Below are 22,077 nucleotides of genomic sequence, written 5' to 3' on the forward strand. Positions count from 1 at the left end.
AAACGGAGTAAATATCAAGATGGGGAAATTCCTTATTTTTATAGGGAATACCAAAAATGGCCGGCTACCGTTTGGTATTCATTTGGAGGAAGATGCACTTAATGAGTTTATGGCATGTGTAAAAGACGATCTAGTAGTGTGTTGGAAAGGTTTTTCTTTGTATTTTGCCAATAAGGAAAAATTGATGAAGCTAGACTTACAAACAAGTACACCTTTTGTAAATTCTATACCTAAATGTAAACCAGAAAAAGTTAATTTCCCTTCATTTGAACAATTTGTAGCGTTATGCATTGATAACGGAGAGCCAATCGGTATCGACGATTTATATATGGATCAATTTTTACTCTATTACTTAAATAACCAAGAAATAGTACAAACAGAGCTCGCAATTAAAGTATCTGATTTAATGAAGGCAGTTTTTTCAGAAGATGAAGAGTTTATCGAACTAACACTTCGCTACTTTTTAGGACGTGGTAAAGGGTTAACGCCTTCAGGAGATGATATTTTAGTCGGACTTTTGGCAGTACATGCTGTTTCAGGAATGTTTAGTCAAACATTTCTTCATGTGTTAAAGGAAATAATACAAGCAGAACCTATTACAACAGATGTAAGTATAGAGTATCTTCAATATGCTTTAAACGGGAAGTTTAGTTCTGTAATTGTTCATATAATGAACGATTTATTGACTGAAGCAAGTGCTGAACTAAAACAACATTTTTCGGATTTAGTTCAAGTAGGACATAGTTCCGGTGTTGATTCATCATTTGGAATATTATTAGGAATGTTGACAATTAGGAGGATAAAGTAAATGGCAGAAAAAGTAGTTATTGCATTAGGCGGAAACGCGATTTTACAACCAGGACAAGAAGCAACATATGAGATTCAATTAGAAAACGTACGTAAGTGTACAAATATTATTGCGCAAATCGTAAAACAAGGATATGAAGTAGTTGTAACTCATGGTAATGGCCCACAAGTGGGTAACATTTTACGTCAAAATGAAGAAGCAAAAGATGTTGTACCTCCATTCCCATTAGACGTATGTAGTGCAGAATCTCAAGGTTTCATCGGATATATGATGGAACAAACACTACGTAATGAATTACGTGAATTAGGTTTAGATAACACAGTTGTTAGTATTCTAACTGAAACAGTTGTTGATAAAAACGACTCTGCATTCCAAAACCCTGAAAAGCCAATCGGTGTATTCTACTCAGAAGAAGAAGCAAATCAATTAGCGAAAGAAAAAGGCTGGGTAGTTGGTGAGGATGCTGGCCGTGGCTATCGTCGTTTAGTACCATCTCCACAACCAGTTTCTATTCTTGGTTCTGATGTAATTAAATCACTAACAGATGCTGGAACAATTACAATTGCTGCTGGTGGTGGCGGTATCCCTGTTATTCAAAAGGAAGACGGGAAATACGAAGGTGTAGAAGCGGTAATCGATAAAGATCGCAGTGGGTTACGTCTTGCTAAAGAAGTAAATGCAGATGTATTCATGATTTTAACTGACGTGGAAAACGTATATGTAAACTACGGTAAACCAGAACAAAAAGCTTTAGAACAAATTACTGTAGCGGAAGCAAAACAGTATATGGATGAAGGACAATTCGCAGCTGGAAGTATGGGACCTAAAATGGAAGGTGCACTTTCATTTGCTGAGCATGGTGGAAGAGCTATTATCTGTTCTCTTGAAAAAGCAGCTGAAGCTTTAGCAGGAAAATCAGGTACTTCAATCACAAAATAAAGTAAAAAAAGAAACCGCAGAGTAGTCTGTGGTTTCTTTTTGATTTATGTCCATTGAATAATTTGAGCAATAATCAGTGATACAATCGATAAGCCTGCCCAGAAAATAAATAATGGTAGGAAGAACTTAATCCATTTTTGATAAGGTACACCAGCAATAACTAATGCAGCCATAAAGTAACCTGATGTTGGATATAGAATATGTGCAAATCCATCACCTAATTGGAAGGCAAGTACTGCTGTTTGTCTAGTAACTCCGATAAGGTCAGCAAGTGGTGCCATAATTGGCATGGTTACCAATGCTTGTCCACTTCCAGAAGGAATAACGAAATTAATTAGTAATTGAATGAAATACATACCTACAGCACCAAGCATTGGTGGTAAATCGTTTACGACATTACCTAAGCTGTAAACAATGGTATCCATAATTTGACCATCTTCTAATACAACGGCAACTGCTCTAGCTACCCCGACAATAATTGCACCGACTAATACATCGCGGAAACCTTTATTAAATCCCTCTGCAATTTCAGTCGTTGAGAGACCTGCGATTAAACCAACTACAATACCCATGATGATAAATAGTCCAGACATCTCAACCATAAACCATCCATGACCGATAACACCATAAACTAAGATGCCAAAGAAAATAAGTGTTGCTATAGAAGCAAATTTTTGCCTAGTATTCGCAGTTCTCTTTTCTACTGTTTCCGTACCTTGATAAAGCTTTCTTTTTTCAACGTCATCATCATAAACGTAGCTGTGTAATGGGTTTTGCTTTACTTTATTTGCATAACGCATGATGAATAATACAGCTAATGATACGGCTACTATAAATATAATTAAACGGAATCCCATTCCAGAAAATACTGGAATTCCTGAGATTTTCTGAGCTAGACCTGTATTGATTGGATTTAATACACCTGCAGCAAAACCAACAACTGTACCACAAAGTGCAATAGCTGCAGCGACAATGGAATCATAACCAAGTGCTATCATAAGTGGTAAAATAACTGGTATGTATACGAGCGATAACTCTGGTGTTCCGATCAGTGTAGCTACAACTGCAAATACGGTAGTTAAAATAGGAATAAGTAAGATACTTTTATTAGCAAATTTTCGTGATAAATTATCAACAACAATTTCAATAATTCCTGTTTGACGTAGTACCATAAACATACCACCAATGATGAATGTAAAGAATACTACTTCACCAGCATCAATTAATCCTCTTGGAATAACGGTAAGAAAATCAATCAGACCTACAGGAGTTTGTTCAACTGCTGTATAGGATGTTGCATCAATCGTTATTCTTCCCTCTGGTCCAGGTATTCTTTCATACTCCCCAGCTGGAACGAAATAAGTTGCTACTGCAGCAATAGCACTAAATAGGAATAAAATAACATAAATATGTGGCATCTGAAACTTACTTTTCTTCTTCTGCCCTGTTTCTACTTGTTGTGACATATGTAATCCCCCATTTTGATAATCTAGTTAGACAAATAAAAAAATAAATTGCAAAAGCCTTCTGCCGGTTACAGTCCCCTTCCTTTATGAGTAGTAGAATATTTTGTGAATATAAAATTTTTGTAACCGTATACAATAACATTAGAGTATTGATGGAAACGTGTCACTGTTCGTTTTGGATAAAGATTTGTAAATTACTTGTTCAAATTGAATGAAGTATATAAGAAGTTTGCAACGGATAGTTTGAAAGTTTTTTGGGGTATGTTGGAACAATAAAAAAAACACTTTATTAATGGTTATCACCAAATAAAGTGCTCTTTATCTTACTTCTCTTATTCTGTAAAGAAGTTCCTTACAAGTAATGCCGTGCGCAGACGTAACGAATTGTCTGGATCATGAATGTTGTACTGAAGAATCTTCTTACACTTTGCAATTCGATATTTAACAGTATTACGGTGTACAAACAGTATTTTAGAAGTTTCTGTAATTTCACAGTTATGGTCCAAATACACACTTAATGTGTTAACTAGGTCTTTTTCATCGTTCGTTTTAGGAAAAGCTAGGGAACGTAATGTTTCTTTGTAGAAATCCTTTAAATTATCCCCAGGGATTAATCGTAATAATTCTTTTAATTCTTTCGTACGATAAAACTTAATAATCTGTTTCTGGTTTAGAGCTGTACCTGTCACTAATGCATCAACAGCTTCACGATAGATAACCGGTAGTTCCGTAATTTCATTGACAAAATTACTTATCCCAAAGGAAATAGATGTTTCAAAGTCTTTGTACATTCGATTTTGGAAGGATTGTACGATTTCAGAGATAGACTTTTTAAGTGTTTCATTAAATTCCTTGGGAAATTGAAGAATGATGACAAAGTATTCATTTTTCATAAAGATAATATGCTCTATCCGATGCTTCGAAAAAGTATTATCGAATAAATCATAGAAAAAGTGAGAGAGGTTGTTGAACTTTTGCTCTTTTTCAAATATGTTTGTACTTCGATCTTCATCTAATTTACAAACCAAGCATGCATATTTTTCCTCTACTTTTAATCCATAATGCTTACTACGATGGATAACTTCTTCCGGTGATTGAAAATTGCCATCGACCAACGAGCTGAAGAAGTTGTTTTTTACGACTCGTTCATTCTCCATGACCGCTTCATTTTTCACAATGGTAGACGAAATAACATTTGAAGCTTGCTCGATTACAGTATGCGAAGTTTCTTCCGGATCAAAATCTAACAAAGCCAACATATAAGGATACGGATGTGAAGTTTGGACTGGGAAGACAGTTATTTCTATTTGTCTTTGATCAGTTTTTAATTCGGTTAAAACATATCTTTCTTTCAAATCGTTATAACTAATAGTGTCTTGTAAATGGGAGGTAACTTGTTGTTTTAATTCCTCCATATCAGGATGGCGAAAATCCTTTGAGCAATTTAGCGGGTGAATAATTGGGTTATATAAAATTACAGGACTATTTGTAAGATGTCCGAGCTGATCCATTAATGATTGAAGTGTAGCCCCTTTTAACATCATGTTTGTAAATTTCTTTTGTACTTTATAAGCATCGAAAAGGTCATCCATCTTATTTTCCCAGAGAAATTGCAATAAATAATGACCAATCTCCGTTAGCGTACTTGTATTGGGAATATGGATGATTGGGAAGTTTAATCTATTGGCAAGTTCAATAACCTCTGCTGGTATCTCATGGATAAATCGATTTAATTTAATTCCAATTCCAGCACAGTTCGATTTATTCAATTCTTCAATGAGGTCGTAGAGTCCACTTGGGTTATCCTTAAAAGAGAATCCAGTAGTTAATAATAGGGAGTGGTTGGTAACGAATTTAGTCATATCAGGTGTATCTAAAGTCTCTACTGATTCGACCAATCTATTTAAGCCTTCATTTCCTGCGATTACAGTTGCATCTTGCATAATTTCTTGGGCAAGTAATTCACTTAATTTTTTCAATAGAAATAACCTCCTGGTTAGGTTTAACGTAGTTCTTGGTGTAGTGCCCAAGCAGTATTTATAGCCTACTTATATTATACACTTTGAACAAATCGAGGTGAAATATTAGCTACTTTGGCAAATGATATTTTTTGGAAAGTATGACATTTTTCTTATATTTATCATTTCCTATTTATACCTATTCATTTAGGAATTCTTATTATTAGTTATGAACAAAATATAATTATATCTGAATAACTATTTGGTTACTTTGAACAATGACTTTGGCAGGAATACTATATAAAATAATCAATGGGTAAGCGATACTAACTCTTTAGTCAGTCAACTGCAATTCAGTATTTGTCGCCATTGCAAAACAATGAAGATCCATATTTTGTAAAGGTCGTTTAGAACAACTTAATTTTTATCGTAACCGGTCGTAAATTTAATTGATAGATGGATATATATATTTATTTGGTTAAACTAAAAAATACCGTGGAAGATATATATGAAGTTGTTGATAAATGGTCCCTTTGTAAAAAAGGAAATAATGATACTGGAAATTTTAAAAGAAAGATGAAGTGATAGTTATGAAGAACGAACTGATCAAGTCAGATAACTGGCTAGGCGGTCTACAATGGTTAATGTTTATATTTATAAATACAGTTGTTGTGCCAATAACAATTGGTGCTGCATATGATTTAAGTCAAGAACAAATTGTTAGTACCATGCAATTCTCCTTCATTATTGGTGGGGTTGGTTGTCTTTTACAAGCCTTCATTGGACATAGAAGACCCATTATGGATGGACCTTCAGGATTATGGTGGGGTGTTATCCTAGCACTTTCTTCTATGTCTGCTGCGCAAGGTATTCCTCTAGCTGAGGTCGGAGGAAGTATTGCAGTTGGTGTAATTATTGCGGGTATTTTAACCATCCTAATAGGAGTTACTGGCATTGGCTATTTTTTAGAGAAGCTATTTAACCCTAGTGTTATGGGTACCTTTATGATGTTGTTTGGTGTTTCACTTTGTATTAGTTTCCTTAAAGGTATGTTAGGCATTTCATCAGGAGACGGAACAATTGATATTGGTATGGGGCTTTTGGCTATTGGTATTGCTTTATTAGTACTAATATTATCTGTAAAAGGTTCAAAGAAAATTGCTCAATATTCTATGTTAATTGGTATCATAGTTGGGTGGCCATTATTCGCTGTCCTATTAGGTTCAGAGAGTCAATTAGGTGGCGGAGAAGTTTCTATGACTTTAGATTTATTCTTATTCCCATTAGGTGAACCAGCTTGGAACCTTGGAATCATTATTACAGTAGTTGTAACAGGTATCTTAAATCTTTCTAAACAGTATGGTTCCATTAAAGGTACAGATATTATGTATCCGGAACAACCATCGACAAGTAAAGATTATCGTAACTCCTTTACAATTACTGGTGTACAAAGTATTTTATCTGGTTTATTAGGTTTAGTACCTTACTCACCATTTGTATCATCTATTGGTTTCATTCAACAAACCAAAATTTACGATAGAATGCCATTTATTTTCGGTTCGGTGATGTTCTTGATCATGGGGATCATCCCACCAGTTGGATATTTCTTTACGCTACTGCCATTAAGTATCGGTAGTGCTGTATTATTCGTATCTTACGTAACTTTATTTGGTTCTTCACTTGAGTGGTATGCCAAAACAACTATCAACTCAACCAACGTTTATCGTGCAGCAATTCCGTTATTTATTGGTTTAGTATTAATGGCAATTCCTGGTTCTGCATTCGCAACTTTACCTGAATTCAGTCAACCTTTACTTTCAAGTGGATTATTGATGGGTACCATTATCGCTATACTAGTTGAAAATGTGATGGATTGGGATAAAGTAGGATTAGAAGAACAAAAGGCAAATGTACAAAAAAACGTATAATATATTTTTTTATATAAAAAGGGTCTGTCCATAAATTATGGGCAGACCCTTTCATATAATGTAGAGTGAAATAATTGTATTAATATTTTTATATCCTTTATACTAGTAGTAATTTATAGATTACTTTTATTCTCAGGGTAAGGGCAGGAGATCTTAGGATGAACATACGTAAGCTATTAAAAGATGAAGTACCACCAATTGAATTATTATTATTAGCAGATCCTTCTGAGGAAATGATAATGGGTTATTTGCAACGTGGGGATTGTTATGTGGCTGAGCTAAATAAAGAAGTGGTAGGGGTATTTGTATTACTTCCAACTAGACCTGGTACAATGGAGATTGTGAATGTTGCTGTTTCAAAAGAGTTTCGAGGAAAGGGAATCGGGAAGCAACTCATCCAAGATGCTATAGAGAAGGCGAGAGTAGGTGGCTATAATGCCATTGAAATAGGCACAGGTAACTCTAGTATCAACCAATTAGCTCTATACCAAAAATGTGGATTTCGAATCATGGCAATCGACACGGACTTCTTTATTCGAAACTACTCCGAGGAAATCATTGAATATGGTATCCAATGTAGAGATATGGTGCGATTAAAATTAGATTTATAATATAATACACAATCCTTTTACTTCCATGAATTTTATAATTCAAAGATAGAAAGGGAGATGTATGATGCCAGTATGTCAAAACTGTCAACAGGAGTGGACGTGGAAACAGACGATGAAGACGTTGTTTCGTTTGAAGTGTCCGTACTGTGGGGAAAAGCAGTATGAATCAACAGCTTCGAGGAAAAGGACCAGTATGATAGGCTTTATTCCTTTTGTATCTTTACCAGTTACGTGGTTCGTAGATATGTCGTTTTGGGTATTCCTGATTTTTTATTTCATTGTTTATAGTATTATATTTAGTTTTATTCCGTCCCTTTTAAAGCTCTCGAATGAGCAGGAGCCTTTGTGGTAGGGGAAATGTAAACGTAAGTAAAGACCGGAGAAAATTATTCTCCGGTCTTTTTAGATACTATAAAGCTTTATCATCCACACTATCTAACCATGCTTCGATTGCTTGAACAGTTGATTCTACTGTGCCTGCTTCGAAAGGGGAAAGTAGGTTAGCGGATTCTACTAATCCTAAGAAGGCTTTTGAGCCACCTAACTTACATAGGTTCAAGTAATCATTCCAAGCATCTTCACGATTCTCTCTGGAGCGCTTCCAGAATTGGAACGCACAGATTTGAGCTAATGTGTAATCAATATAGTAGAAAGGTACTTCATAAATATGACCTTGACGTTGCCAAATTGCTCCCGTTCCCCAATAAGGCATATCATCATAATCACGGTGAGGAAGATATTTTGCTTCTATTTCTTTCCACGCTGCTTTACGTTCTTCCGGCGTCCAAGTTGGGTTCTCATACACTAAGTGTTGGAACTCATCTACTGCTACACCGTATGGAAGGAAGCGTAATCCACTAGCTAGGTGAGAATACTTATACTTGTCTGTATCCTCTTCAAAGAATAACTCCATCCATGGCCAAGTGAAGAATTCCATACTCATCGAATGGATTTCTGCAGCCTCATGGGTTGGCCAGATATATTCTGGGATTCCAATGCTACGGCTTTGATACACTTGGAATGCGTGGCCGGCTTCATGCGTTAGTACGTCAATATCACCAGATGTACCATTAAAGTTAGAAAAGATAAATGGAGCTTGGTAGTCCTCGATAAAGGTACAATAACCACCAGATTCTTTCCCTTTTTTCGCTTCAAGATCCATAAGGTTACGCTCGATCATAAAATTAAAGAACTCTTTTGTTTCCGGTGATAGCTCTTCATACATTTTCTTCCCGTTCTCTATAATCCAGTCCGGTGAGCCTTTTGGTGTTGCGTTTCCAGTTTTGTATTGGAAGCTTTCGTCGTAGAACTTCAAGGAATCCAGGCCAATACGTTCTGCCTGTTTTTCATAAAGCTTCGTCACAAGTGGAACGATGTACTCCTGAACCTGCTTGCGGTAGTTTGCAACCATTTCTGCGTTATAGTCAATTCGCATCATTCGAACATAACCAAGTTCTACGAAGTTCTTATATCCTAATGTCGTCGCGATTTCATGACGAACTTTTACTAACTGATCGTAAATATCATCAAATTTTTCTGCGTTCGTTTCAAAGAATCCAGCTGATGCAGAAGCGGCTTTTTTGCGCACTTCTCTATCCTTATCTTGTAGGAATGGTCCAAGCTGCGCTAGTGTATAGGTGTTTCCGTTAAATTCTACTTCCGCAGATGCCACTAATTTGGAGTACTCCGAAGTTAGTTTGTTTTCTTTTTGAAGCAGACCCATTACTTCTGGAGAGAAGCCTTTAATGGAGTAATCAGCTATCTCAAAAAGCTGTGACCCCCATTTTTTCTCCAGTTCATCACGGAATGGAGTTTTCACTAATTCCTTATAGAAATCAGTATTTAATTTTTGTACTTCTGGAGAAACTTCATCCCAATAATCACGTTCTTTTTGATAAAATTCATCATTAGTATCAATAGAAGCTCGAACATAAACTAAGTTAAATAATGTTGATATACGGTTTCTTGATGCGTTGATTGCCTCAATGGCATCATTTTGTTCTTCGACAGTTGCAGCGTGTTTAAAATTCTCTAATAGACTAGCAAATTTTGTTTTTTCTAGTTCAAGATCTGGACGCTCGTATGTATAGTTTTCAAATGTTTGCACGCTTTTTCCCCCTAAAAATTATTGAAAGATTTCTTTCTTTTCTAGTTTACACTATTTTTGGTAAAAATAAGATAATTTTAGCTGAAAACAGAGAACCAACCGAGTGGTCAGTTCTCTGTTGTAAACAATTATGCTATGCAGCTCTTTTCTTCTCCGACTGTTCAATAACAACGCTTGCAGTTGCATCTCCCATAATATTTACAGATGTCCGCATCATGTCTAGAATTCGATCAATACCGGCGATTAGTGCAATGGCTTCTAAAGGAAGGTTCACGGCAGTCAATGTCATCGTTAGCATTACCATACCAGCTCCAGGCACACCGGCTGCACCAATGGAAGCAAGCGTTGCAACAAGTGCAACGATGATCAGTTGAGCAAACGTTAACGATTCTCCAAAGTATTGAGCGGTGAACATAACAGCGATACCTTGATAAATTGCCGTACCGTCCATATTAATTGTTGCACCTAGAGGTAGAACAAAACTAGACGTTTCTTTCGATATACCGAGATTCTCTTGTGTGTTTTTCATGGTCACGGGTAATGTTCCCGAACTACTACAAGTGGTAAAGGCAACGGTAGCTGCAGGGAAGATTCCTTTGAAAAATTGAAATGGGCTCATTTTTCCAAGTGTCTTTAGGGCGAGTGAGTAGACAATTGCAACCTGAATAAGGCAAGCGATGAGTACAGCAAGAATTAATTTCATTAGAGGCATGAGGACGTCTAGGCCATATTGACCTACAATTGGTGCTAGTAAACCAAAGATACCTATTGGTACAAGCTTCATAACGACTGCAGTTATTTTATACATGACTTCTGCTAGTCCATCGAAGAACTGTTTAACAGGAGAAGCTTTTTCTCCAACCATCGTGATTCCAAGTCCAAGGAAAATTGCAAAGAAGATAATTTGTAGTACGTTAGCTGTTGCGAGGGATTCGATTGGATTTGTTGGGATGATGTTAAGTAACGTGTCAACAACATTCTGCGTTTCGCCTGATGGAATGTTTTCTTCATTTAGCTGAACGTCTACTCCAGTTCCAGGGGATAAGACTGTTGCAATCGTTAGCCCAATGCTGACAGCAAGAAAGCTAGTTGCAAGATAAAAGATAATCGTCTTTCCACCAAGTCTTCCAAGCTTTTTCATGTCCCCAGCATTCGTGACACCTACAATAATGGTTGCTAGAATTAATGGAACAATAATAAATTTAATAAGCCGTAGAAACAAGTCTCCAAGTGGCTGAACATACGTCGCGCTATCTCCCAATAGTAGACCAACGATAATTGCTAAAACGAAGCTTGCGAGTATTTGCCACAAAAAGCTCTTTTTCATTAGATAAAACTCCTTTCTTTTGGTATGATAAAGGTAACTATGGAATTAAATAGTCATCACTCCTTTCTAACGTGTGGGTGAAAGCACTTACAATTAGAACTATCATTTATAACTATTCAAAAGCGCATAAAATTATATTAGTATATCAAAAAAACTTTGATATTTACTATAAAAACATTCAAAGTGAGGTGTAAGCATGTTAGTGCAATCAGTGATTACTATAGCTGCCATCTTAGCAGTAGTAGGTATTATTTTAGGCTTTGTATTCTTAAAGGCTTCAGGTGGTAAAGGTTTTCTACCATATTATCCAATGGTTATCCTTGGAATAGCGGGTATCGTTCTAGCTTGTGTCTCTGCTCCTCTTAATGTCCACATCATGGATGTTGGACTTGGTGGTTGGGGAATCGCTTGTCTATTTGCAGCGATGATCAGCTTCTTAGTGACGAGTATTAGTCACGCTTATCAAGTACATGATCAAAAAGCTTAAACTATTTAAACAAAAACAACGCACAGATCATCGCATCTGTGCGTTGTTTTATTAGATATGCTATTTTAAATACGTTTTACCGTCACGTTGTTCCACTTTGCCATCTTTCATTAGCTTACCTAATGCTCGTTTGAAAGCTGATTTACTAATATGGAACGTACCACGTATATCTTCTGGGTCACTCTGATCACTGAAAGGAATAACACCATCATGATTTTCGATGTGTTGTAAAATCATATCTGAATCTTCCACCATACCATGTTGTTTTAACGGACGTAAGGAAAGGTTTAATGTTCCATCAAACCTTACTTCAATAACCCTACCTTGGACAAGCTCACCTAAACGTGGCTCTGTTTTACGCTCGGTGTGGTGAATGAAACCACGATATTTCTCATCGGTTATTACTGCTGTACCTTCTCTACTTGTATGGTATACTCGACCGTTTATCGTTTGGTTAAGTAAGGAATCTGGAGCTTCCTCAAACTCACGCTGAAAAATTCCTTCTGTTGCTGGGATTGCAAGTAATCTCCCTTTGCGATCTTTTCCTAACGTGACAAAAAGCATATCCTCTTCTTTTGGCCAGACGTTTTCAAAAAGTGGTAGATCATCCTTTGATACTAGAAATTCCTTCGTCGTACCAATATCAACAAATGCACCTAAGTGGGGGAGTACGCTAACTACCTTTGCCCAACCATAGTTATCCATTACTACTTCTGGGAGTTTGGTAGAGGCCGTTAAATTCCCTTTCTTATCTTGGTATAAGAAAACATCAACTTCTTCGTCAACCTCTAATTGTTTATCCGATTCGTTGTGATGGAGTAGTGCTTCTGTCATATCTTTTTTCAGTACATAACCTGTATCAATTTTTCGATCCACTACCATTGTTTGAATTGTACCTATTTCAATCATGTTAAACCCTCTTTCTACTATGTATTGGAAAAGGGATACCCATTAGTAGGGTACCCCTTATATTTCTAAAGTAACACATCGTTTATTTATATTTATCCCAATTTTATTTGGGTGGGAAATTCATTTTAAAGTTGTATCTCATGTTTGTTTATTCGGTAACGCTTCCGAATTTCGAATTTCACTTAAACCGCGGTAATTCTTCCACCTGGATTTTATTGCCTTCTCCATAAGCATTAAAATCACTTCGATGTCTTCTAACTTAAGCAACGCAAGCCCAACCTTCTCTTACGTCCTTGCGACCCCTTAGTCGCGCCAGTGTGAATAAGCATCAACAAAAACATTGTAGAATGCCAGAACTGATTGTTACTTTAGGTAACTTATTTATTATGGCATGTTTACATGAGTTTGTCAAATCAATTCTTTGGCACTAAAAGCTTTTCCGACTATCTTTAGTGATACATAATAGATAGAAACTGATAAAAATGGTAATACCACATAAGGTAGAAAGCTTATTTTTTTCTCTAAAAATGGGATAATCCATCGATCTAATTCATTGAATATGATCGTTGTAGTCATGCCAGACATTGTCACTAAAGTATCTAGCATGAACCAAAAACTAAAAAGGTAAAGTGCGCAGAAAATCGATGTCGCAAGAACAAAAGATGAAATAAGACTATATAAGGGAATATGGAATGCTAACACGACGAACCCAATACTTAGTAACGCTACAAACTCTTTCCAACTAAAGGTATAGACATCGTATGGAATAAAGTTTTGTACAAGGTGTCCAATTGCAAATTGATATACTACAGTAAATACCCATATGGAAGCTAACGTTATATACCTACTAGCTAAAATATCATATCGCCGAATCGGTAAACTTATCATGAATCGGTCAATGCGTGAACGCTTTTCAGAAAAATAGATTGAAATGACAACCACTGGTAATAGCAGTCCCAAACTAATCCAAAACGGTGGTAATGTTGTAATATATCCGATTGGAATCAAAATAAGAATCGCAAAGGCTAAGTTTTTATAGTTAATAAAATCACGAATTAACAGAGCTTTCATTTTCCCCCTCCTATTCTATATCTCTTCTTGTAAAATAATAAACGGAAACGAAATATGATATACCTATAACAAATAGAGAAGCCAACAAAGGCAACAAATAGGGCTGGATATTCAAAATAGGATGGATAAAAGAAGAGATTTTCTCATCCACTGTAATGTATGAATTCCCGGTGAAAATGGTATACGTGTATAGGAACACGACGTGTGTTACCATGAACACGATCATAGCGTGTGAAAAACTTTTTATCGAATAAAATATGGGTAAGGAAATGGCCATCAATAGCGAAATTACAAACAAATTTTGAACGATGTTCTCAGCTGTTAAAAAGGTGAAGTTACCTAAGGATGGTACTATGTTGAGAGAAATGTAATCCATTAGCCAAATTAAAAGTATAAATCCTATGGTAGTTGTGTATAAAAAAATGTATCTAGCTAAAACAAATTGCTTTCTCCTTAACGGCATACTAACTAGGGAACGGTAGACTTGATTATGAGAGTCAAAATAAAACATTAGTACAACAAATCCTAGCATTATCATCATGCTTATCCCGATACTATTCACATGAAATACATAGGTTATGATAATGAAAAGGGCAAACAGTACTAAATATAATGCAGAAACTTTTACATCCTTGATATAGAGCTGCTTCAATTTACTGCTCCTTTCTTGTCATGAAAAACATGATGTCTTCTAAACTAGCATGATCAACGACGACATCCTCGCCGAAAGGTTCAAAAAGCTCTGGGTCTCCTTCAAACAACCCTTGGAAACCGGTATCGGAAAATTGTAATCCATGAAATAGATTCCTAGTGTCATTATCAATGAGTTCTTTTTTTCCTTTTACAACATGAAATCCCTCTTTTATTTCCTCCATGCTTTTTTGAAATAATATCTTCCCTTGGTAGATAAAAATAATATAATCCGCAATTCGATCCAAATCCGTTGTGATATGGGAGGATAGGAAAATTGTTTGATTCTCATGTACCATCAAATCTTGTAATAAATCGAGAAGCTCTCTACGGAAAATAGGGTCCAGACCTGAGGTAGGTTCATCCATCACAATAAATTCAGGTTGATGACTTAACGCAAAGAGAAGGGAGACTTTCATTTTCATACCTCTAGAGAACTTCTTAACTTTCTTCTTTAATGGTAGTTCGAATTGCTCTAAATATTTAAGAAAGAGGTCTTCATTCCAAGTTTCATAGAGTGGTGCAATAAAAGCTTTCATATTTGCGATCGTAAAATCTTCATACATGTACAAGTCATCATATACAAAGCCAATTTTTTGTTTGTTCAAATGGTTTTTGTGAGAAGTTCCAAAAATTCTAATTTCACCTTCGTCAAATTGTAGGATATCCATCATCATCTGGATGGTAGTTGTTTTTCCACTTCCATTTGGACCGATAAAACCTGTAATATAGCCAGTTGGGATTTTAAATGACAGATCTTCGATAGTGAAGTCTTTGCGATTTTTTGTGACATTTGTGAATTCAACTACGTTCATCAACTTTCCTCCTCATAATAAATATCAATCATTTCTTTTAGATCTTCTTTTGAAAGGCCGATATGCTTTCCTGCTTTCACAAGCTTTTCTAATTCGTTTTCAATTTCACGAATTTGCCATTCTCGTAATACATGTGGTTGCTGACCTGCAACGAAAGTACCTCTACCAACAGCGGAGATAAGGTAGCCTTCTTTTTCTAATTCTTCATAAGCTCGCTTTGTTGTAATCACACTAACCTTTAAGTCTTTTGCAAGCACTCGCATGGAGGGAAGAGCATCTCCTTCCTTTAATTCACCGGAATAAATATGTTGTTTAATTTGTTCTTTTATTTGTTGAAATAACGGTTCTTTATTGCTTGTCGAGATAAGTAGATTCATTAGAACACCTCCTTGATTGTTATTATTGTATATAATGTATATACACAATATACACATAGGCGTTACACAATGTCAATAGTGATTTGGAAATAATTAAATAAATAATCGTGTGGAATGTAAATGTAGGTGATCAGGGTGAGAAATCTAAAACGTGGATTGAGGAAAGTTTGCATGGAGTTTTTAATTGAATATTAGTTATTAAGCAAGAAAGCAGTATTCGCTATTATTCTACAAAATATTGCCTGGGAAATACCTGATACAGTACATGAAACTTTGCAGATGTCAGGGACATAGATGGATAATGAAGGCGTTGTAAGGGGTAAAGTGATACTTAGTTAGGTTGGCTGATTTTATATGGTATGTCACTCTAACTACTGTCTAGTAGTGATATGTTAATTTTATCTATATAAGAAACTTATAGTTTATCTTGGAAATACGTATATAGTAAATGCATTGTAATCTTTTGTTTTCTGAATATTGACATTATATATTATTTCCTATACTATATTAGTATTATGATAAAAGAAAACAAACAACAAAAAGTATATCGGATATTAAAAGGTAGGATTATTGAACGGGAGTATGTGCCTGGACAGCGGATTGTTATCGATCAAATTGCCAAGGAATTGGAAACTAGTTCTATACCTGTTCGTGAAGCAATTCGCCAACTTGAAGCAGAGCGACTGGTCGTGTATAAACGGAATGTTGGACCAGTAGTTGCCGAGGTAAATGAATCGGATTATTTGGATACCGTTCATGTACTAGCTTTGTTAGAGGGCTATGCCGCATCACTTGCAGCAAAAAACTTTCCAAAAGAACAAATAGTTCAGTTGAAAGAATTAAATCGATTAATGGAGGAGGCTTTGGAGGACTTCGATATTATTCAGTTCAGTAAGTTAAATGCTGCATTTCATCGGATCATTTGTGAGCAATGTGAAAATGCCTATTTAATTGAAACGATTCAGCATACTTGGAACCGGATTGACTCTATCAGAGGAACAGGTTCAACTTTATACTCTAAACGGGTAAAAGAATCAATTCTAGAGCATCGGGAAATTATTAGGTTATTAGAATTAGGTGAATCTGACCAAATAGAAATTCTTGCAAGAGAACATAAAATAAAGACCGCTATCAATTTTGAAAAGAGACGAAAAAATTTAATTGAAACAAATACAATAACTTCTTAAGAAAGAACTGGAGAGCAATCTGGTTCTTTTTTTGTGAAAGAAGAGGGAAGACCAATTAAAATCTTGGCAATAGTTACCCCACTACTCATGACAGATTTCCTATTGACATGACATATGAAATCATATATGATTTAATTGTTCAGAAAATTAATATTAATTAAACATTGGAGTTGGAGGTAATCAAATGGCTTTTGAAGAAGCAAAGGAAAGATTACGAGGCTCGATTGCACCGGTGTTAACACCTTTTCATGAAGATGAGAGCATTGATTTTGAGAAGTTTCAGGAACTAATCAATTGGCAAATTGCTAGTGGGAGTCACGGGATATCCTGTACTGGAACATCAGGGGAACCTAGTTCGATGTCGATTGAAGAAAGACTTCAAGTAATGGAAGTTGCTTGTAAAACAGTAAATGGAAGAGTTCCATTTATCCCAGGAACCGGATCAACCAACCACCAAGAAACACTCCGCATGACGAAGGCTGCACAAGAAATGGGAGCAGACGCTGCAATGGTCATTGTCCCATACTACAACAAACCTAACCAACACGCATTATACAAACACTTCAAAGCAGTAGCAGATTCAGTAGATATACCTATCATTTTATATAATATACCAGGTCGAACAGCGGTAAATTTGGAAGCGGTTACAATTGCTAGACTAGCAGAAGATTGCCCGAATATTATAGGTGTCAAAGAATCCAATAAAGATTTCGAACATGTAAATAAAGTATTACTTCATTGTGGACGTGATTTTAATCTTTATTCTGGTATTGAAGTGCTTTGCTATCCGATGCTAGCAATCGGTGGTGCAGGGCATATTAGTGCGACGGCAAATGTTGCGCCGAGGGAAGTTGCTGAAGTTTATAACCGCTGGGTAGCAGGAGACGTTAAAGGTGCACAGGACTTGCATTATGAATTAATGGTATTAAATGATGTGCTTTTCCGAGATACGAATCCAGCACCTGCAAAAGCTGCACTAGGTATGATGGGCAAAATTAAACCAGTTCTACGTAAACCATTAGATGTCCCATCACCTGAAATTCAAGCCGAGATTAAAGAAGTTTTGTTGGATTACCAGCTAATTACAGAAGATGTGGAGATTTAAGGAGGGGCTAGTTTTGGAAGAAAGATTAGACGATGTGAAACTCTACATAAATGGAGAATTTGTAGATGCAGCGAGTGGGGAAACCTTTGACAATATGAATCCTTTTTCGAATAAAGTAATTAATCGTGTAGCAAAGGGTTACGGAACGGATATTGATAAAGCTGTATCCGCTGCAAAAGAAGCTTTCTCTAATGGACCTTGGGGCTCTATGAAAGTTAAAGAACGAATGAAGTATATTGAAAGAATTGCAGATTTAATAGAAGAAGAAGCAGAGACAATTGCTCGACTAGAATCGCTTGATTCTGGGCTTCCAATTAGTCAAACACGCAAAATGGCAGCACGTGGTGCAGAGAATTTCCGCTTTTACTCCCGTATGGTGCAAGCGAGAATGCATGGGGATGCTTATCAGGTAGATGATGAGTTTATTAACTATACGGTCTATCAACCTCTAGGTGTAGTTGGTTTAATCACACCATGGAATGCTCCATTTATGTTGTTAACATGGAAGGTTGCTCCTGCCCTCGCTACGGGAAATACCGTTGTATTGAAACCGGCCGAGTTATCACCACTTTCTGCTAATATTCTAGCAAACGTGATTCGAAAAGCTGAGCTACCTAAAGGTGTATTTAATGTGGTACATGGTTTTGGTGAAACGGCTGGGGAGGCACTAGTAAAACATCCTTCGGTAAAGGCAATTTCATTTACTGGTGAAACGAGAACCGGAAAACGGATTATTAAAAACAGTGCGGACTCGTTAAAGAAAACGTCGATGGAGCTAGGCGGAAAATCACCATTAATCGTGTTTGAAGACGCTGACTTTGATAATGCACTAGATGCAGCTGTTTGGGGAATCTTTTCGTTTAACGGTGAACGTTGTACAGCGAACTCACGTGTATTTGTCCATAAGGATATTAAGGATAGATTTACAGAGGCTTTAAAGGCACGTGTCCAAAACATTGTCGTAGGAGATCCTAAGGCGAACGACACAGAAATTGGCCCGCTAATAGATACTGGTCACTATAAAAAGGTAACCGGCTATATTGAGCTCGCAAAAGAAGAGGGCTGTGAGGTATTTCAGGGGACTGTCCCTCCAGAATTAAAGTCTGGAAACTATGTACCTCCAACACTACTATTAAATGCAAAAAACGATATGCAAGTTTGTCAGGAAGAAATTTTCGGTCCAGTCATGGCTGTCATCGAATTTGAAACCGAAGATGATGTTGTTCAAATGGCAAATGATGTGGACTACGGTCTTGCTGGTTATGTTTGGACGAATGATATTAAACGAGGACACCGTGTTGCACAAGCCATTGACTCAGGGATGATCTGGGTTAATTCTCAAAATGTTCGAGACTTACGTATCCCGTTTGGCGGAATGAAATCTAGTGGAATTGGACGTGAGGGTGGACACTTTGCCATTTTTGAATTTTACACCGAACCAAAAGCAATCCATGTTGCAATTGGCGACCATCATATACCGAAATTCGGAATGAAAAAATAAGGAGGGAATTATATGCCAGCGAAAACAGGAAAAGCGTATATTGACGGATTAAAGAAGGCAAAAAATAATGTTTATATTCATGGAGAAAGAGTAGATGATGTCACCGAGCATCCGGCATTAAAAAATGTCATTAAATCAATGGCAAACCTATATGATTTACAGTACGAAAAACCAGAGAAAATGCTTTATACATCACCTACTACTGGTAATAAAGTTGGGATGACTTTCTTACAGCCAAGGTCGATAGAGGATTTAATTAAACGCCGGGAAGCGATGCAAGAGTGGGCAAGAACATCAGGTGGTATGATGGGTCGTTCACCAGATTATTTAAATGCCGAAGTAATGGCAATGGGCGTAAACAATAGCTTGTTTGCAGAAGGTAATCCGCAGTTTGCAGAAAATGCACGGAATTATTATGAATATGCTCGTGAAAATGATATAAGTCTGACCCACACGTTAATCCATCCACAGGTAAACCGTGCCAAAGCACAGCATCAGCAAAAGGATGCGAATGTCGCTTTACATCTTGTGGAAGAACGTCCGGATGGAATCATTGTGGATGGAATTCGTTTGCTAGCAACTCAAGGTGGAATTACTGATGAGATCTTAGTTTTTCCGTCTACTGTTAAAAAAGCTGGTGAGCTAGATGACCCTTATTCTTTAGCATTTGCTATTCCAAATAACACACCTGGCTTAAAGTTCATTAGCCGTGAATCATTTGATTATGGTAAGAACGAATGGGATCATCCACTTGGTTCTCGTTTTGAAGAAGGAGACGCTATAGTTTCCTTTGATAATGTATTTGTTCCTTGGGAGCGTGTCTTTGTTTGTGGGAACTCTTCTGTGTGCAACCGTACATTTAAAGAGACGAATGCAGTAGTCCATATGGCTCATCAAGTTCTAGCGAAAAATATCGTGAAAACAGAATTTGTATTAGGTGTTGCACTAAGTATGATGGACGCAATTGGAATCGACGGTTTCCAGCATGTACAGGATAAAGGTGCAGAGATTATGCTGACACTGGAAACGATGAAGTCACATCTATACCGTGCGGAGCATAATGCAAAGTTAGATAATTCTGGAACGATGACACCAGATTTTGCAGCACTTGATGCGGCACGTAACTGGTACCCTAAAGTTTATCCAAGATTGACGGAGATTGTCCGCGTATTAGGTGCGTCAGGTCTAATGGGTATTCCAACAGAAGCTGACTTCAATCATGACGAAATCGGCCCAATCATCCATCGTGGGTTGCAAGGGAAAAACCTAGAAGGATTTGAGCGAGTGCAACTGTTCCGCCTAGCTTGGGATATGACACTTAGTGCCTTCGGAAGCAGACAAACGCATTACGAATACTACTTCTTTGGCGATCCAATCCGTATGGGAATGACGTATTTCGATAACTACGATAAAGAACCATTTAAGCAATATGTGCAAGATTTCTTGAAAAAATCTAGTAGTGTCAAAGCTTCCCAATAAGGAGGGACCTAAGTTGGATTATAATGTGATTCGCTGTGCTAGAGCAATTCTGCATGTAACAGACCTAGATGTATCGAGAAAATTTTACGTTGACACGTTAGGATTTATTGAAACAGAGGCAGATGACAATCATATATATTTACGCGGACTAGAGGAACATAATCATCATAGCTTAGTTTTGAAAAAAGCCGATACACCAGTAGTCGAGGCTTTAGGCTACAAAGTTTCATCCGAGCATGATTTAGAAGCTTTAGCGCTCATGTTTGAAAAAGAGGGCTACGCGACAAAGTGGATAGAAAAAGGAGAACAACATGCCCTTGGCCGAGCGTTACGGGTGAATGATTTATCCGGTTTACCATTAGAATTCTTTGCCGAGATGGATACGGTGGAGTGGCTGTTACAAAGGTACGATCTGTATAAGGGATCCCGTATGCAACGAATTGATCATTTTAATTGTGCGGTAGCCGATGTCGAAGCGGCATACGACTTTTATAAAGAAAAATTAGGTTTCGCATGTTCCGAATACACGGAAACAGCAGAAGGCGGTGTCTGGGCAGCCTGGTTACACCGCAAGCAGAATGTTCATGATGTTGCTTTTATGAATGGCGTAGGGCCAAGACTGCACCATATTGGTTTCTGGTTACCAGACCAATTATCACTGATTCATACATGCGATGTCCTTGCAGCTAGTGGATATGGAGAATCGATCGAACGCGGTCCAGGAAGGCACGGACTATCCAACGCCTTTTTCCTATATTTACGCGATCCTGATGGACACCGAATCGAATTATATAGTGGCGACTATCTTACAAGTGATCCAGATTTTGAGCCAATACGCTGGGACATCAACGACCCAATGCGCCAAACCTTCTGGGGCCACGCCGCACCAGACAAATGGTTTAACGAAGCATCCACCGTATTGGATGTTCATACAGGGAAAGAAGTGGAAACACAAGTAGCAAAGCTGAAACAGCATAAGCCTACTTTTGTGATTTAGATTGTGATGCGCTAGGGTTGATAGAATTCTCTTAGACAAAATTACACGGAATTAAGTGGAATTGTCTGAGAGGGCATCGCTCACGGACAAAAATCTGTGAAATTAAGGAGAAATGTCTGAGAGCACGCTTCTCACGGACAAAAATCTGTGAAATTAAGGAGAAATGTCTGAGAGCACGCTTCTCACGGACAAAAATCTGTGAAATTATTGGAAAATGTCTGAGAGAACGCTTCTCACAATCAAAATTCTATGAAAATAAGAAAAAATGATTGAGAGAACGCTTCTCATAATCAAAATTCCGAGGAAATAAGAAAA

At 37.0% G+C, this 22,077-nt stretch carries 21 protein-coding genes; 11 read left to right on the forward strand and 10 right to left on the reverse strand.

Going from position 1 to position 22,077, the window contains the following annotated elements; genetic code table 11:
* Window positions 1–19: 19 nt before the first annotated feature.
* Together TE34_RS07675 and arcC are read left to right on the forward strand one after the other, a co-directional pair.
* Window positions 20–808 (forward strand): DUF2877 domain-containing protein, encoded by a 789-nt coding sequence (locus TE34_RS07675; protein ID WP_047984233.1) that lies wholly within the window; start codon window positions 20–22, stop codon window positions 806–808.
* Window positions 809–1,747, forward strand: coding sequence for a carbamate kinase (gene arcC, locus TE34_RS07680; protein WP_047984234.1), 939 nt, complete (start codon window positions 809–811; stop codon window positions 1,745–1,747).
* Window positions 1,748–1,791: 44 nt separating this feature from the next.
* Here the strand turns inward: arcC and TE34_RS07685 are convergent, their stop codons facing one another.
* Together TE34_RS07685 and TE34_RS07690 are read right to left on the reverse strand one after the other, a co-directional pair.
* A complete protein-coding gene (locus TE34_RS07685) occupies window positions 1,792–3,213 on the reverse strand; it encodes a YfcC family protein (RefSeq protein ID WP_047984235.1) in 1,422 nt (473 codons plus the stop codon).
* Between the two features lie 332 nt (window positions 3,214–3,545).
* Window positions 3,546–5,192, reverse strand: coding sequence for a PucR family transcriptional regulator (locus tag TE34_RS07690; RefSeq protein WP_047984236.1), 1,647 nt, complete (start codon window positions 5,190–5,192; stop codon window positions 3,546–3,548).
* Window positions 5,193–5,761: 569 nt separating this feature from the next.
* Between TE34_RS07690 and TE34_RS07695 the strand changes: the two genes are divergently transcribed.
* From TE34_RS07695 to TE34_RS07705, 3 genes are all read left to right on the forward strand, one after another.
* Window positions 5,762–7,099: a uracil/xanthine transporter gene (locus TE34_RS07695; RefSeq protein WP_047984237.1), complete on the forward strand. Its 1,338-nt coding sequence runs from the start codon at window positions 5,762–5,764 to the stop codon at window positions 7,097–7,099.
* A 158-nt stretch (window positions 7,100–7,257) separates the two neighbouring features.
* Window positions 7,258–7,710: a GNAT family N-acetyltransferase gene (locus TE34_RS07700; protein WP_047984238.1), complete on the forward strand. Its 453-nt coding sequence runs from the start codon at window positions 7,258–7,260 to the stop codon at window positions 7,708–7,710.
* A 121-nt stretch (window positions 7,711–7,831) separates the two neighbouring features.
* Complete coding sequence (locus tag TE34_RS07705) at window positions 7,832–8,062, forward strand: hypothetical protein (RefSeq protein WP_236687124.1); 231 nt, start codon at window positions 7,832–7,834, stop codon at window positions 8,060–8,062.
* 57 nt (window positions 8,063–8,119) lie between these two features.
* Here TE34_RS07705 and TE34_RS07710 read toward each other — a convergent pair whose 3' ends face one another.
* Window positions 8,120–9,817, reverse strand: coding sequence for a M3 family oligoendopeptidase (locus TE34_RS07710; RefSeq protein ID WP_047984240.1), 1,698 nt, complete (start codon window positions 9,815–9,817; stop codon window positions 8,120–8,122).
* Window positions 9,818–9,950: 133 nt separating this feature from the next.
* Window positions 9,951–11,144 carry a dicarboxylate/amino acid:cation symporter gene (locus TE34_RS07715; RefSeq protein WP_047984241.1) on the reverse strand — a complete coding sequence of 398 codons (1,194 nt, stop codon included), beginning with the start codon at window positions 11,142–11,144 and terminating at the stop codon, window positions 9,951–9,953.
* A gap of 196 nt (window positions 11,145–11,340) precedes the next feature.
* Here TE34_RS07715 and TE34_RS07720 point away from each other — a divergent pair, with 196 nt between their 5' ends.
* A complete protein-coding gene (locus TE34_RS07720) occupies window positions 11,341–11,631 on the forward strand; it encodes a hypothetical protein (protein ID WP_047984242.1) in 291 nt (96 codons plus the stop codon).
* Window positions 11,632–11,691: 60 nt separating this feature from the next.
* Here the strand turns inward: TE34_RS07720 and TE34_RS07725 are convergent, their stop codons facing one another.
* From TE34_RS07725 to TE34_RS07745, 6 genes are all read right to left on the reverse strand, one after another.
* The gene (locus TE34_RS07725; RefSeq protein ID WP_047984243.1) at window positions 11,692–12,540 is read right to left on the reverse strand and encodes a CvfB family protein; all 849 of its coding nucleotides are present in this window, start codon (window positions 12,538–12,540) and stop codon (window positions 11,692–11,694) included.
* 138 nt (window positions 12,541–12,678) lie between these two features.
* The gene (locus TE34_RS21620) at window positions 12,679–12,807 is read right to left on the reverse strand and encodes a hypothetical protein (RefSeq protein WP_269083152.1); all 129 of its coding nucleotides are present in this window, start codon (window positions 12,805–12,807) and stop codon (window positions 12,679–12,681) included.
* A 141-nt stretch (window positions 12,808–12,948) separates the two neighbouring features.
* Window positions 12,949–13,611, reverse strand: coding sequence for an ABC-2 transporter permease (locus TE34_RS07730; protein ID WP_047984244.1), 663 nt, complete (start codon window positions 13,609–13,611; stop codon window positions 12,949–12,951).
* A 10-nt stretch (window positions 13,612–13,621) separates the two neighbouring features.
* Window positions 13,622–14,263, reverse strand: coding sequence for an ABC-2 transporter permease (locus TE34_RS07735; RefSeq protein ID WP_047984245.1), 642 nt, complete (start codon window positions 14,261–14,263; stop codon window positions 13,622–13,624).
* A gap of 1 nt (window position 14,264) precedes the next feature.
* Window positions 14,265–15,116 carry an ABC transporter ATP-binding protein gene (locus TE34_RS07740; RefSeq protein ID WP_330218307.1) on the reverse strand — a complete coding sequence of 284 codons (852 nt, stop codon included), beginning with the start codon at window positions 15,114–15,116 and terminating at the stop codon, window positions 14,265–14,267.
* Window positions 15,116–15,493, reverse strand: coding sequence for a GntR family transcriptional regulator (locus TE34_RS07745; RefSeq protein ID WP_047984247.1), 378 nt, complete (start codon window positions 15,491–15,493; stop codon window positions 15,116–15,118). Before TE34_RS07745 ends, TE34_RS07740 begins: the two co-directional genes overlap by 1 nt.
* Before the next feature lie 515 nt (window positions 15,494–16,008).
* On the opposite strand from TE34_RS07745, the gene TE34_RS07750 reads away from it, so the two are divergent.
* The 5 genes from TE34_RS07750 to hpaD all read left to right on the forward strand — a co-directional run bounded on the left by TE34_RS07750 (window position 16,009) and on the right by hpaD (window position 21,762).
* The gene (locus TE34_RS07750) at window positions 16,009–16,680 is read left to right on the forward strand and encodes a GntR family transcriptional regulator (RefSeq protein ID WP_047984248.1); all 672 of its coding nucleotides are present in this window, start codon (window positions 16,009–16,011) and stop codon (window positions 16,678–16,680) included.
* Window positions 16,681–16,864: 184 nt separating this feature from the next.
* Entirely contained in the window at window positions 16,865–17,785 is a 921-nt protein-coding gene (gene hpaI, locus TE34_RS07755) for a 2,4-dihydroxyhept-2-ene-1,7-dioic acid aldolase (protein WP_047984249.1), read from the forward strand.
* A gap of 13 nt (window positions 17,786–17,798) precedes the next feature.
* Window positions 17,799–19,286 (forward strand): 5-carboxymethyl-2-hydroxymuconate semialdehyde dehydrogenase, encoded by a 1,488-nt coding sequence (hpaE, locus tag TE34_RS07760; RefSeq protein ID WP_407944355.1) that lies wholly within the window; start codon window positions 17,799–17,801, stop codon window positions 19,284–19,286.
* A 12-nt stretch (window positions 19,287–19,298) separates the two neighbouring features.
* Window positions 19,299–20,765 carry a 4-hydroxyphenylacetate 3-monooxygenase, oxygenase component gene (gene hpaB / locus TE34_RS07765; RefSeq protein WP_047984251.1) on the forward strand — a complete coding sequence of 489 codons (1,467 nt, stop codon included), beginning with the start codon at window positions 19,299–19,301 and terminating at the stop codon, window positions 20,763–20,765.
* A 13-nt stretch (window positions 20,766–20,778) separates the two neighbouring features.
* Window positions 20,779–21,762 carry a 3,4-dihydroxyphenylacetate 2,3-dioxygenase gene (hpaD, locus tag TE34_RS07770; RefSeq protein ID WP_047984252.1) on the forward strand — a complete coding sequence of 328 codons (984 nt, stop codon included), beginning with the start codon at window positions 20,779–20,781 and terminating at the stop codon, window positions 21,760–21,762.
* Window positions 21,763–22,077: the final 315 nt, after the last annotated feature.

The sequence above is a fragment of the Ornithinibacillus californiensis genome, from assembly GCF_001038485.1.
GTDB classification, from domain to species: domain Bacteria; phylum Bacillota; class Bacilli; order Bacillales; family Amphibacillaceae; genus Ornithinibacillus; species Ornithinibacillus californiensis.

Coding starts and splice junctions, on each gene's coding strand:
- TE34_RS07745 (WP_047984247.1), bottom strand. CDS start 15,493: ATGAATCTACTTATCTCGACAAGCAATAAAGAACCGTTATTTCAACAA.
- TE34_RS07700 (WP_047984238.1), top strand. CDS start 7,258: ATGAACATACGTAAGCTATTAAAAGATGAAGTACCACCAATTGAATTA.
- TE34_RS07725 (WP_047984243.1), bottom strand. CDS start 12,540: ATGATTGAAATAGGTACAATTCAAACAATGGTAGTGGATCGAAAAATT.
- TE34_RS07715 (WP_047984241.1), bottom strand. CDS start 11,144: ATGAAAAAGAGCTTTTTGTGGCAAATACTCGCAAGCTTCGTTTTAGCA.
- hpaB (WP_047984251.1), top strand. CDS start 19,299: ATGCCAGCGAAAACAGGAAAAGCGTATATTGACGGATTAAAGAAGGCA.
- TE34_RS07685 (WP_047984235.1), bottom strand. CDS start 3,213: ATGTCACAACAAGTAGAAACAGGGCAGAAGAAGAAAAGTAAGTTTCAG.
- TE34_RS07730 (WP_047984244.1), bottom strand. CDS start 13,611: ATGAAAGCTCTGTTAATTCGTGATTTTATTAACTATAAAAACTTAGCC.
- TE34_RS07695 (WP_047984237.1), top strand. CDS start 5,762: ATGAAGAACGAACTGATCAAGTCAGATAACTGGCTAGGCGGTCTACAA.
- TE34_RS07720 (WP_047984242.1), top strand. CDS start 11,341: ATGTTAGTGCAATCAGTGATTACTATAGCTGCCATCTTAGCAGTAGTA.
- hpaI (WP_047984249.1), top strand. CDS start 16,865: ATGGCTTTTGAAGAAGCAAAGGAAAGATTACGAGGCTCGATTGCACCG.
- TE34_RS07675 (WP_047984233.1), top strand. CDS start 20: ATGGGGAAATTCCTTATTTTTATAGGGAATACCAAAAATGGCCGGCTA.
- TE34_RS07750 (WP_047984248.1), top strand. CDS start 16,009: ATGATAAAAGAAAACAAACAACAAAAAGTATATCGGATATTAAAAGGT.
- TE34_RS07740 (WP_330218307.1), bottom strand. CDS start 15,116: ATGAACGTAGTTGAATTCACAAATGTCACAAAAAATCGCAAAGACTTC.
- arcC (WP_047984234.1), top strand. CDS start 809: ATGGCAGAAAAAGTAGTTATTGCATTAGGCGGAAACGCGATTTTACAA.